The organism is Clostridium sp. Marseille-P7770 (genome assembly GCF_902143525.1).
GTDB lineage: Bacteria > Bacillota > Clostridia > Lachnospirales > Lachnospiraceae > Pilosibacter.
Map to the genome: position 1 here is coordinate 292,463 of NZ_CABFVC010000002.1, position 12,389 is coordinate 304,851.

Genomic DNA, 12,389 nt, shown 5'->3' on the forward strand with positions numbered 1-12,389 from the left:
TATTTTCCGGACCGATTCTTATAAGAGGAGGAAAAGCTATGGCAGCCCTTACATTTGCAGCCATCGATGTGGGATCGTTTGAGGTTGAGATGGGGATCTATGAGATCTCAAACAGGAACAAGATCCGGAAATTGGACCATATCCGCCATGTCACGGCGCTTGGGAGCGATACTTACAACAACGGAAAGATCAGCTATGAGATGGTGGAAGAGCTCTGCGATGTACTTGCGGGGTTTGCCGGGATCATGAAATCCTACAAGGTCACGGAATACCGTGCCTATGCGACGAGTGCGATGCGTGAGGCGAGAAACAACCGGATCGTTCTCGATCAGATCCGCGTTCGCACCGGCATCCAGGTCCGTATCATCAGCAACTCGGAGCAGCGATTCCTGGGATACAAGGCGATCGCCGTCTCGGATGATGAGTTTGATGAGAATATCCAGCAGGGGACCGCGATCGTGGATGTGGGATTTGGAAGCATGCAGATCTCGCTTTTCGACAAGAACCTTCTTGTGACCACGGAAAATCTGCCGCTCGGTGTTTTGAGGATACGCGGCACTCTTCAGGACGTCAATACGACGGTGGAGCAGTACCGGGATCTCATCGGAGAGATGGTGGACAATGAGCTGGAAAACTATAAAAAGATGTACCTGAAGGATAAGAAGATCAAACATCTGATCGGGATCGGAGAAAATATCCTTTATCTGTTCCGGTATGAGGATCACGGAAAACCGCTCCGCAGAGTCACGAGAGAGCGCTTTGACGAGTTCTATGCGCGCCTTGTCACGATGAATGAGACACAGATCGAGGAGACATTCGGGGTGAGCAGGGAATATGCGTCTTTGCTTCTTCCGTGTGTGGTGATCTATAAAAAGTTCCTTGAGATGACAGGAGCGGAGATGATCTGGATCCCGGGGATCCGCCTCTGCGACGGGATCGCGGCCGAGTACGCGGCGGACAAGAAACTCTTGAAATTCCGGCACAATTTTGACAATGACATCATCAGCACCTCGCGCACGATGGCGAAGCGCTACCAGTGCCTGAGCCGCCATACGGAGACAGTGGAAAAATATGTGCTCCAGATCTTTGACACGATGCGGAGATACCATGGAATGGGGCAGAGAGAGCGGCTTCTGTTACAGATTGCCGTGCTGATCCACGCCTGCGGAAAATTTATCAGCGTCCGCAACTCCAACGAGTGCGCCTACAATATCATCATGTCGACGGAGATCATCGGGATCTCTCACCTGGAACGTGAGATCATCGCAAATGTGGTCCGCTACAACATCCGGGATTTCGATTACAACATGGTCCGGATGGAGACCGAGCTGGACGCTGTGACAGACAGCTTCGGCGGGCAGAATGAGGTCATGCTCCTGATCGCGAAGCTGACGGCGATCCTGCGTCTGGCAAATTCCATGGACCGCGGCCACGGGGACAAACTTGCGGACTGCAAGATGGCAGTAAAAGACGGAAAGCTCATGATCACGACGGATTATCCGGGCGATATCACGCTGGAGGCGGTATCCTTTGAACAGAAGGCGGCATTCTTCGAGGAGATCTTCGGGATCCGGCCGGTCCTGCGGCATAAAAAATACCGCTAGATGCCGGAGTGCAGACAGGGATATTGCTGCGAAACACGATGAATTCAGGATGTGAAAGGGTGTCCGGAGCCGGTTTTCGTTTGCGCACTGCGTGAACCGTGGACCGGCCGGATACAGGAAGGCAGAGAAATGAAAAAAGAGTTAAAAAAGGGGAATGCTCAGAAAGAACGGAAGGAGCAGGATCCGGCACGCTTCAATGATCCGAAAAATTATGTAAACCGAGAACTCAGCTGGCTGGAATTTGACTGCCGTGTTCTCGAAGAGGCAAGAGATAAGACGACACCGCTCTTTGACCGGCTGAAATTCTTAAGCATCACGGCATCGAACCTGGATGAGTTTTTCATGGTCCGGGTCGCATCCTTAAAGGATATGGTCCATGCGGGATATAAAAAGCCGGATATCGCGGGGATGACCGCGTCGGAGCAGCTGGAAAAGATCAGTGTGCGGACCCATGAGCTTGTCACTCAGCAGTACAACACATATAACCGGTCGCTGCTCCCGGCTCTTCGGAGCATCGGACTGAACCTCATCGAGAATCACGAGGACCTGACCCCGGAGCAGGGCGAATTTGTGGACCGCTATTTCCGTGAGGAGGTCTATCCGGTCCTGACGCCGATGGCGGTGGATTCCTCAAGACCGTTTCCGCTTGTCAGAAACAAGTCCTTGAATATTGCGGCGCTCTTAAAGAAAAAAGAGGGCGGCAAGGAGCTGGAGTTCGCGATGGTGCAGGTCCCGGCTGTCCTTCCGAGGATCATCAGCCTCCCGGTGACGACCGATGAGAACAACCGTGAGATGCGGAATGTGATCTTCCTGGAGGAGATCATCGAGCGGAACATGCAGCAGCTGTTCTTAAACTATGATATCGTGACGTCCCATCCGTTCCGTATCATGAGAAACGCCGATTTCTCCCTGGACGAGGAGGAAGCTGTGGATCTTCTCGAGGAGATCGAAAAGCAGTTAAAGCGCAGACAGTGGGGCGAAGTCATCCGTCTGGAGATCGAGGACAAGGCGGACCAGAGACTTTTAAAGATCTTAAAGAGAGAGCTGGAGGTCAACGAGGAAGACATCTTTGAGATCCCGGGTGCGCTCGACCTGACGGTCCTGATGAAAATGTACGGGCTTGACGGGTACGACCACTTAAAGACCCCGAAATATACGCCGCAGCCGGTTCCGGCTCTGATGAATGACGATGATATCTTTACGAACATCCGGAAGGGCGATATCCTTCTGATGCATCCGTATGAGACTTTTGATCCTGTCGTGGACTTCGTGCGGAGCGCGGCAAAGGATCCGGAAGTTCTGGCGATCAAGCAGACGTTATACCGTGTCAGCGGCAACTCCCCGATCATCGCGGCTCTGGCGGCGGCAGCCGAGAACGGAAAGCAGGTATCGGTTCTCGTCGAGCTGAAGGCGAGATTTGACGAGGAGAACAACATCATCTGGGCGAAAAAGCTGGAAAAAGCCGGATGTCATGTTATTTACGGACTCGTCGGCTTAAAGACGCACTCAAAGATCACACTCGTGGTCCGCAGGGAGGAAGACGGGATCCGGAGATATGTCCATCTTGGAACCGGAAACTACAACGATTCCACTGCAAAACTTTACACGGACTGCGGAATCATGACCTGCAATCCGATGATCGGAGAGGATGCGACTGCGGTCTTCAACATGCTCTCCGGATATTCCGAGCCGTTAAACTGGAACATGCTTTCGGTTGCCCCGCTGTGGCTCAGAACGAAATTCCTGCATCTGATCAACCGGGAGACGAAGCATGCAAAAGACGGAAAGCCGGCATCGATCATCGCGAAGATGAATTCCCTCTGTGACAAGGAGATCATCGCCGCGCTGTATGAGGCGTCCTGCGCAGGGGTGAAGATCCGCCTGGTTGTCCGCGGCATCTGCTGTCTGAAGGCGGGGATCCCGGGACTTTCTGAGAACATTGAGGTCCGCTCGATCGTCGGAGAATTCCTCGAACATGCGAGGATCTTTATCTTTGAGAACGACGGGAGTGAAGAGATCTACATGGGAAGTGCCGACTGGATGCCGAGAAACCTGGACCGCCGTGTCGAGATTATGTTCCCGGTATTGAGAGAGGAACTCAAAGACAGGATTCGCAGATATATGGAGCTGGAGCTGGAGGACAACTTAAAGGCCCATGTGCTTCAGCCGGACGGGACATATGAAAAGCCGGACCGCCGAGGAAAACTTCCGGTCGGCTCCCAGATGGCACTCTGCGAGATGGCAGTCAATGCTGCGAAAGAGGAGCGGAAGAAAAAACAGCAGGACGAACAGGCCCGCGTGTTTATTCCGATCGAGAGTGAAAACTGATCCGCGAGCGGCTGTAAAGCCGGCAGCAGAAGTGCAGCTCCGTGACTGACAGAGAAAAATCAAAAAGTTTATAAAATTTTTATTAGCACTCATCAAAAATGAGTGCTAATTTTATTGACATTTTGATTTTCTGGTATTAAAATATGTCATGTTGAATCGAACAGCTGTTAAAAATCCCGGAGATCCGGGGCGATACCGGCTGTCCTGAAAGAAGAAAAAAGTAGCTGTTTAAGAATGGAACGGTTACAGAGAAAATAAAAAACAGCGGTCCGGCGGGCGGCAATACAGATTGTCCCCCGACGCGCGAATGGAAATAAGGAGTGGTTTAACATGGCAAAAAGCGGAAGTCTTTCAATCAACAGTGAGAATATATTCCCGATCATCAAAAAATGGCTGTATTCCGATCATGATATCTTTTATCGTGAGTTAGTCAGCAATGGCTGCGATGCCATCACAAAATTAAAGAAACTGGCTCTGATGGGCGAGTATGAGACCCCGGACGATGAAACGTATAAAGTCCAGGTTACTGTAAATCCGAAGGAAAAGACGATCAGGATCGAAGATAACGGTCTCGGTATGACAGAGGATGAGGTTGACGAGTATATCAACCAGATCGCTTTCTCCGGCGCCCAGGATTTCCTGAACAAGTACAAGGATAAAGCGAATGAAGACCAGATCATCGGTCATTTCGGACTCGGTTTCTATTCCTCATTTATGGTAGCGGACAAAGTAACGATCGATACCTTATCCTACAAGAAGGACGCAAAACCGGTCCACTGGGAGTCTGAGGGCGGTACCGAGTTTGATATGAAGGAAGGCACTAAGGAAGGCCACGGAACCCTGATCACCCTGTACTTAAATGAGGACAGCGCTGAGTTTGCGAATGAGTACCGCGCAAGAGAGATCCTCGACAAGTACTGTGCATTTATGCCGGTCGAGATCTACTTAAACGATGAGACTGCTGAGCCGCAGTACGATACGATCGAGAAAGAGGAACTGACCGACAAGGATACGATCATCGAGACGATCGTTGAGCAGGCAAAGACCGAGGAGAAGGAAAAAGAGGACGGATCGAAGGAGACTGTTGAGGTGAGCCCTGCGAAAGAGAAATATAAGATCGCAAGACGCCCGGTTCCGGTCAATGATACGAACCCGCTCTGGAACAAGCATCCGAACGAGTGCACCGATGAGGAGTACAAGGAGTTCTACCGCAAGGTATTCCAGGACTTCAAGGAGCCGTTATTCTGGATCCATCTGAATATGGACTATCCGTTCAACTTAAAAGGAATCCTCTACTTCCCGAAGATCAACATGGAGTACGAGAGCATCGAAGGAAAGATCAAACTCTACAACAACCAGGTATTCATCGCGGATAACATCAAAGAAGTTATTCCGGAATTCCTGATGCTGTTAAAAGGCGTGATCGACTGCCCGGATCTTCCGCTCAACGTATCCAGAAGTGCTCTTCAGAACGATGGATTTGTAAAGAAGATCTCCGATTACATTACAAAGAAAGTTGCTGATAAGCTCTCCGGCATGTGCAAGACAGATCGCGAGAACTACGAGAAATACTGGGATGATATCAATCCGTTCATTAAATTCGGCTGCTTAAAGGACGAGAAGTTCGATGAGAAGATGAAAGATTACATCCTCTATAAGAACCTGGACGGCAAATATCTGACACTCGCTGACTGCCTTGAGGAGAACAAGGAGAAACACGAGAACAAGATCTTCTATGTAACGGACGAGAAAGAGCAGAGCCAGTACATCAACATGTTCAAGGAAGCCGGGATCGACGCTGTGATCCTTCCGAACCCGATCGATGCCCCGTTCATGCAGCATGTGGAGCAGAAGAATGAGGGCTTAAAGTTCCTGCGTATCGATGCGGATGTCAACGAGACATTCAAAGAGACGGAGGAGACCGATGAGGCCGCGAAGGAGCAGGAGAAGAAGGACGCCGAGACTCTCGCTGAGGTATTTAAGAAGGCGATCGGAAACGACAAGCTGAACGTGAAAGTCGAGAAGCTGAAAAATGAAGGTCTCGCTTCCATGATCACAGTCTCCGAGGAGAGCCGAAGAATGCAGGATATGATGAAGATGTACAGCATGTACGGCGGCGGTTCCGACATGTTCCCGGCTGAGGAGACATTAGTCCTCAACGCAAACAACGGTCTTGTAAAATACGTTCTTGCCAACAAGGACGGAGAGAAGACACCGATGCTCTGCGAACAGCTCTATGACCTTGCGAAACTTGCTCACGGAAGTCTTTCTCCGGAGCGTATGACAAAGTTCATTGCGAGAAGCAGTGAGATCATGAAGGAAGAATATGGTGCATAAGAGAAGAGATTTTCTGATCACATTTACAGTTTTATGTCTGGCCATGTGTGCCTGCTCAGGTCTTCAGTACCTGGGCAGTGCGTTCTATCTCATGGTGCGGCACTGGGTGTTCAGCCTGGAGAGCGGCGGGGGTCGTCTGCTCTCCGGGCTCTTTTCGTCCCCGTGGACCGGAGTCCTCGTGCAGTATGTCTTCAGCATCGGACTTCCGTTCCTTGCGGTGATCCCGATGACCTGGTTTCTGCGGTCAGACCGGAGACCGGCCCAGAAACTTTCGGCGGAAGTATGGGTTTCTGCGCTGTTCATGGCGCTGGGACTCGGCTATATCTTTAACTTCCTGGGAGTCTTTCTTGACTCGTTTATTTCCATATTTACCGGTGTTCCGGCTGGAGATATGAACCCGGTGATGGACGCACTGGATGCACTGACGCCGGGAATGGTGATCTATACCTGCCTGGTGGCCCCGTTTATGGAGGAACTGCTCTTTAGGGGAGTGCTGTTAAGAAAAGCGAGACGATTTGGAGACCGGACGGCGGTCGTATTCACGGCGGTCATGTTCGGGCTGATGCATGGGAATCTGAACCAGTTCCTGTATGCGGTGGTGATCGGACTGGTGCTCGGTTATCTCGCGGTGCGGACGAACCGGATCCTTTACAATGTCCTGCTCCATATGGCAGTGAATTCGTTTTCGATGCTGCTCGTGATGGTGGAGGACGGGCTCTATGCGCTGGGGCTTTCCTGGGCGGCAGCGGCGTTTTCGTTTGCCAGTTTTCTTATGGTCCTGCTCGTCATCGCGGCAGGGATCTATTTCTTCTTCCGGGACGGACGCCGTTACTGGTGGCAGATGGGGCAGCAGAACGGAGTGCCGACATCGTATAAAAAATATGTGTATATGAATCCCGGATTTCTTTTCTATGTGATCATTTTCGGGATGGAGATGCTGTCGTATATGATGAAATGAGTTTAAGATGATTTTGTACGTCACAGACGGATTGATCCGGCAGAATATACTGCGGGCAGTGGACACACTGCCGCGATAACGTGGTATGTTCTGCCGGATTTTTCGTTTGAAATGCTTGAAATGGGACCGGGCTCTTGGTATAGTAGTGGGAGACATCCGGACGGTCCGACAGGAGAAATGATCCGGGAGCGCACGCCGATCCGGAAAGGAAGAGCGGGGCGTCAGAATGAGAGTAAGAGGAGACAACATGCAGAGAATCGCGAAATTTGAAAAAGTAAGCTTTGAGCAGTTTAAAAAAGATTGGCAGGGGGAACACCCGCAGGATACAGACGATATGATAAAGGAGATCTATGACGGGATCCGTCTCCCGAAACGGGCGACCGCAGGTTCCGCCGGATATGATTTCTTCGCACCGGCGGCATTTACACTGAAACCTGGTGAGATGACTAAGATCCTTACCGGGATCCGTGCGCAGATCGACGATGGATGGGTGTTAAAGCTCTATCCGAGAAGCGGACTTGGATTTAAGTTCCGCCTGCAGTTAAACAATACCGTCGGGATCATCGACAGCGATTACTACGGATCCGACAACGAGGGCCACATCCAGGTGAAGCTCACCAACGACAGCCGTGAAGGAAAGACTGTGGAAGTTGAAGCCGGAACCGGTTTCTCCCAGGGAATTTTTGTGGAGTACGGCATCACGGTGGATGACGAGGCCGATGAAGTGAGAAACGGTGGATTCGGAAGTACGACACGCGCGTAGGAGACAGAGCATATTTCCGAAGGCGCGGAGGATGAAGAATCAGAAGTATCACAGAAAAAACAAAATTAAATATATAGTTGAAAATGTATAAATATTATCGAAAATCAGAAAAAAGAGAAAAATCAAAAGAAGATGTACTGAATTTGAACCACACACCGGCTGCGGTCGTCTGTGAAGACCGGCAGTTCCATGCGAAAGTTCGAAAGCATATCGCATCAGCTCTTCTCATCGCTGGCATGCTTTTTCTCCTTACCGGCTGCGGTCATGTGACAGAGGAGATGAAGGCGGGGAAGGAAAACGGGATCGCTCTCATGGAGAACGGCGATTATGAGGGCGCTGTCGCGGAGTTTGACCGCCTGATCGATCAGACAAAGCATGTCTCATTCTTTGAGATCGATGTATTAAAATACCGCGGTGAGGCAGAATTTATGCTGGGAGATTACGGTGCCGCGGCGTACACATATGATACGCTGGTGAAGGTGGATAAACCGAGAGCGGAATACTATTATCTGGGCGCGGTGAGTCTCGCAAATTCCGGCGATGCGGAAGGCGCTGAAAACCGTCTGGAGTCCGGAACAAAGGCGGACGAAAAACATGCAGCTGCCGGCTATGCTGAAGCGATGGAAGCTCTTGGGGCGGCTTATATGACGGCCGGAGATGAGACGAAGGCAGATGAGATCTACCAGACGCTGGTGGAAGAAGGATTTTCCAGCACGGAAGTCTATAACCGCTGGATGATGGCGGCGATGAAAAAAGGCGATTACGAGGAAGCACTGCAGCACGGGGAAGCGGGACTTGCACTCTCCGATGACAGGGCGAAGAAGGAGATCGCCTTCAACCAGGCGGTGTGTTACGAGTACCTGGGGCAGTATGAGAAAGCGCTGGAGCTGTTCCGGAGCTATGAGGAACAGTACGGACAGGATGAGAAAGCGGATCATGAGATCGCGTTTCTTGTGACGAGATAGGAGAAAGAATGGCAGAATTGATAGAGATCGGTGAGCAGCAGGAGCGGGTGATCCTGTTTGCCGCCAGCACGAACGACTCCGATGACACGGAAGAATCCGTGGAGGAGCTGAAAGAGCTTGTAAAGACGGCGGGAGCGGAGACAGTCGGGACCGTGATCCAGAACCGGGAAAACATCCATCCGGGAACCTACCTTGGAAAGGGAAAGATCCAGGAACTGAAGGAGATGGTCTGGGAGAGCGGAGCGACCGGAGTTGTCTGTGACGATGAGCTCTCCCCGGCACAGCTCAAAAACCTGGAGGATGCCCTGGACACAAAGGTCATGGACCGGACGATGATCATTCTTGATATCTTTGCGGCCCGCGCGAAGACCAGGGAAGGAAAGATCCAGGTCGAGCTGGCGCAGCTCAGATACCGTGCCGTCCGTCTTGTCGGACTCAGAAATTCTCTGTCGAGACTCGGCGGCGGAATCGGCACGAGGGGTCCTGGTGAGACGAAACTCGAGGTGGACCGCAGACGGATCCATGAGCGGATCAGCCAGTTAAAATCGGAGCTTCAGGATGTGGAGCGCCACAGGGATGTGGTTCGGAAACAGAGAGAGCAGAGCGGAACTCTGACGGCGGCCATTGTTGGCTATACGAATGCAGGAAAGTCCACACTCTTAAATAAGCTCACCGGCGCCGGGATTCTGGCGGAAGATAAGCTCTTTGCAACTCTGGATCCGACGACGAGAGCGCTTGTGCTTCCGGGTGGGGAGAAGGTCCTTCTGACGGATACGGTCGGATTTATCCGGAAGCTTCCGCATCACCTTGTCGAGGCATTCAAGAGTACGCTTGAAGAAGCGAGGTACTGTGATGTGATCCTCCATGTGGTGGACTGCTCCAATCCGCAGATGGACATGCAGATGCATGTAGTCTACGAGACGCTGCGCCGACTGGACATCAAGGATAAAGAGATCATCACCGTGTTCAACAAGGTGGACCGTCCGGATGCGGACACTGCCTGCCGGGACATGTCTGCGGACTATAAGGTACGGTTATCGGCAAAGACAGGAGAGGGCATCGGGGAACTGCTCGATCTTTTTGCCGTGATCTTAAGAAACCGCAGGATCTATTTTGAGAAGGTCTTTGCATACAAAAATGCCGGGCGGATCCAGACGATCCGGAAGAGCGGACAGCTTCTCTCGGAGGAATACCAGGACGACGGGATCCATGTGAAGGCATATGTTCCTGTGGAACTGTTTGAAGAGCTGTATAAGGACTAGCGGACCGGCCGGTCAGCATCGGGAACTTTCTGTCCGGACGGGCAGAAAGCCGGAAGACAGAGAACGCTGACAGGGCGGACAGACACGCTCCGGCATGTGGGGAATGCCGGAAAATCGGACTTTGCAGCATTTGATATGAGGGGGGGGTAATCTTATGGGGAAGACACGGGGAAAAGACTTTGCCCTGGATTTTCTGGTAGATGTGGCGGGCGGTTTTATCCAGGCTGTTGCGCTGCACTGCTTTATCGACAACATTGATATCGCGCCGGGAGGCGCCAGCGGTATGGCGATCCTGCTCAACCGTCTAACGAGCCTGCCGATCGGTACACTGACATTTTTGATCAACATCCCGCTTCTGATCGCGTCCTGGATCTATCTGGGGAAGGAAAAGACGATCAAGACATTGAAAACCGTGGCGATCATGACGGTGATCCTTGATGGACTAGTGACGCCGTATTTCCCGGTGTATTCGGGGGACAAGATGGTGTCCTGCCTTTTCGGCGGAGTGCTCATGGGGATCAGCCTGGCGGTCGTATTTATGCGCGGTTCCACAACGGGTGGCGGCGATATCGCCGCGAAGCTTTTACAGAAGTTCCGCCCGCACATGCAGACCGGAAAGGCTGTCATGGCTACGGATCTCGTGATCATTCTCCTGTCCATGGCAGTGTTCCGGAATATTGAATCGGGTCTTTACGGACTGATCAATATGGTAGTCGGAACGTATGTGATCGATGTGATCCTCTATGGTATGAATAAGAGCACGATGATCACGGTGATCAGCCCGAGATCCGGGGAGATCGCAAAGGAGCTGATGAGGGATCTGGAGCGCGGCTGCACACTGCTAAAGAGCCGCGGTGCCTACCGGGAAGAGGAAGGCGAGACGGTGATCTGCGTGCTTGATAAAAAGCAGTTCTACCGCGCAAAAAAGATCGTTTACGACATTGATCCGAAGGCGTTCATGATCGTATCCGAGGCTCAGGAAGTCTACGGGGAAGGATTCCTTGATTCTGACTGGGAAGTGTAAAAATAAAGAAAAGAAAAAGACGATCCGCCAGGTAATTTGTGGATCGCCTTTTTTCGTCACGGGAGTTCTGGGGGAACTCTCATGAGATGACTTCCGGCATCCGGGGAAGACGCCGGTGAAGGGGTACGGCCTGACCGCGGCCGCGGGGTTATATCAAAGGATCGAATTATTCGATAATGCCAAGGCTCTTAGCGTACTCCGTATACTCGTCGTACCATTCATTGTAGAGATTCTGATCAACAACTTCATCGATGATCTCGTTGATCCTGTCTGTCAGGGCATCTTCCCCTTTCGGGATACCGATTCTTGTTCCCTGTGTCTCCGGATCAACTTTAAAGTAGAGGTTCGGAACGATCACGAGGTTGCTGTCCGGGTTGGATTCCAGATATAATCTTGCCATTCTGAGAGCAGCGACCATGACATCGGCTTTGCCGGTCTGGACCATCAGGAAACCATCGTTTGTGGAAGAAACACGGTTGTATTTTTTATAGCTCGGGATCTGTTCCTGTACGAACTGTTCCTGAAGGGAACCGTTCTGTGCAACGACAACCTTGTCCGAGAGATCATTGAAGGATTTGATGCTGTCGACATCTTCCTTGCGGACCAGGATACCGTAAGCAGTCTGCGGATCTTCGTCTCCGAAGTAATAACCTTTGGAGAGGTTCATGGTCTCAGCTCTTGCCGGTGTGTAAGCCAGAGCGGAGATCGCGAGATCATATTTGCCGGTCGTGATGCTTCCGAGAACGCTTGTGAAGTCCATCGGTTTGATGCGGACCTCAACGCCGAGAGATTCGCCGATATAGTTCGCAAGCTCGATATCGGAGCCGACATAGGCGTCATCTCCGCTCTTTGTCGGATCGATGAACTCGTTCGGAGCGAAGTACGGCTCGGTCGCGATCTCGATGTATCCGCGCTCCAGAATGTCGTTTAAACGATTGCCGGAACCGGTCGTCTCTGCTGCTACCAGACCTGCGTCTGTCTGCGGAGTTGTTGTCTCAGATGCCGTTGTCTGCGGGATCGTAGCGCCCATCGCGGAGGAACCGGAACATCCGGTGAGTGCCGCAGCGGATAATAAAAGTGACGTACCTAAGATGAAAAGCTGATTGAATTTCTTCATGGATGGTTCCTCCTTGTATACTCTTGATTCA

The 12,389-nt window shown here is 51.6% G+C and carries 9 protein-coding genes; 8 read left to right on the forward strand and 1 reads right to left on the reverse strand.

Going from position 1 to position 12,389, the window contains the following annotated elements:
* The first annotated feature begins 38 nt into the window (after positions 1-38).
* From FN001_RS05125 to FN001_RS05160, 8 genes are all read left to right on the forward strand, one after another.
* A complete protein-coding gene (locus FN001_RS05125; protein WP_142411039.1) occupies positions 39-1,604 on the forward strand; it encodes a Ppx/GppA phosphatase family protein in 1,566 nt (521 codons plus the stop codon).
* Positions 1,605-1,733: 129 nt separating this feature from the next.
* Positions 1,734-3,932, forward strand: a complete 2,199-nt coding sequence (locus FN001_RS05130; protein ID WP_118321548.1) for an RNA degradosome polyphosphate kinase — start codon at positions 1,734-1,736, stop codon at positions 3,930-3,932.
* Positions 3,933-4,262: 330 nt separating this feature from the next.
* Positions 4,263-6,269 carry a molecular chaperone HtpG gene (htpG, locus tag FN001_RS05135; protein ID WP_142411040.1) on the forward strand — a complete coding sequence of 669 codons (2,007 nt, stop codon included), beginning with the start codon at positions 4,263-4,265 and terminating at the stop codon, positions 6,267-6,269.
* On the forward strand, positions 6,259-7,227 hold the full coding sequence (locus FN001_RS05140) for a CPBP family intramembrane glutamic endopeptidase (RefSeq protein ID WP_142411041.1): 969 nt from the start codon (positions 6,259-6,261) through the stop codon (positions 7,225-7,227). The genes htpG and FN001_RS05140 overlap by 11 nt, the downstream gene beginning before the upstream one ends.
* Positions 7,228-7,474: 247 nt before the next feature.
* Positions 7,475-7,990 carry a dCTP deaminase/dUTPase family protein gene (locus FN001_RS05145; RefSeq protein WP_142411258.1) on the forward strand — a complete coding sequence of 172 codons (516 nt, stop codon included), beginning with the start codon at positions 7,475-7,477 and terminating at the stop codon, positions 7,988-7,990.
* Positions 7,991-8,133: 143 nt separating this feature from the next.
* Positions 8,134-8,955, forward strand: a complete 822-nt coding sequence (locus tag FN001_RS05150) for a tetratricopeptide repeat protein (RefSeq protein ID WP_185911845.1) — start codon at positions 8,134-8,136, stop codon at positions 8,953-8,955.
* An 8-nt stretch (positions 8,956-8,963) separates the two neighbouring features.
* Positions 8,964-10,217, forward strand: a complete 1,254-nt coding sequence (gene hflX / locus FN001_RS05155; RefSeq protein WP_118529384.1) for a GTPase HflX — start codon at positions 8,964-8,966, stop codon at positions 10,215-10,217.
* Positions 10,218-10,371: 154 nt separating this feature from the next.
* Positions 10,372-11,241: a YitT family protein gene (locus FN001_RS05160; RefSeq protein ID WP_142411043.1), complete on the forward strand. Its 870-nt coding sequence runs from the start codon at positions 10,372-10,374 to the stop codon at positions 11,239-11,241.
* Positions 11,242-11,407: 166 nt separating this feature from the next.
* On the opposite strand, the gene FN001_RS05165 is transcribed toward FN001_RS05160, so the two are convergent.
* Positions 11,408-12,358 (reverse strand): substrate-binding periplasmic protein, encoded by a 951-nt coding sequence (locus FN001_RS05165; RefSeq protein ID WP_118529386.1) that lies wholly within the window; start codon positions 12,356-12,358, stop codon positions 11,408-11,410.
* Positions 12,359-12,389 lie beyond the last annotated feature (31 nt).

Bases quoted from the DNA above. Each gene is read 5' to 3' on its own strand.
- FN001_RS05125 (WP_142411039.1), top strand. From the start codon at position 39: ATGGCAGCCCTTACATTTGCAGCCATCGATGTGGGATCGTTTGAGGTT.
- FN001_RS05130 (WP_118321548.1), top strand. From the start codon at position 1,734: ATGAAAAAAGAGTTAAAAAAGGGGAATGCTCAGAAAGAACGGAAGGAG.
- htpG (WP_142411040.1), top strand. From the start codon at position 4,263: ATGGCAAAAAGCGGAAGTCTTTCAATCAACAGTGAGAATATATTCCCG.
- FN001_RS05140 (WP_142411041.1), top strand. From the start codon at position 6,259: ATGGTGCATAAGAGAAGAGATTTTCTGATCACATTTACAGTTTTATGT.
- FN001_RS05145 (WP_142411258.1), top strand. From the start codon at position 7,475: ATGCAGAGAATCGCGAAATTTGAAAAAGTAAGCTTTGAGCAGTTTAAA.
- hflX (WP_118529384.1), top strand. From the start codon at position 8,964: ATGGCAGAATTGATAGAGATCGGTGAGCAGCAGGAGCGGGTGATCCTG.
- FN001_RS05160 (WP_142411043.1), top strand. From the start codon at position 10,372: ATGGGGAAGACACGGGGAAAAGACTTTGCCCTGGATTTTCTGGTAGAT.
- FN001_RS05165 (WP_118529386.1), bottom strand. From the start codon at position 12,358: ATGAAGAAATTCAATCAGCTTTTCATCTTAGGTACGTCACTTTTATTA.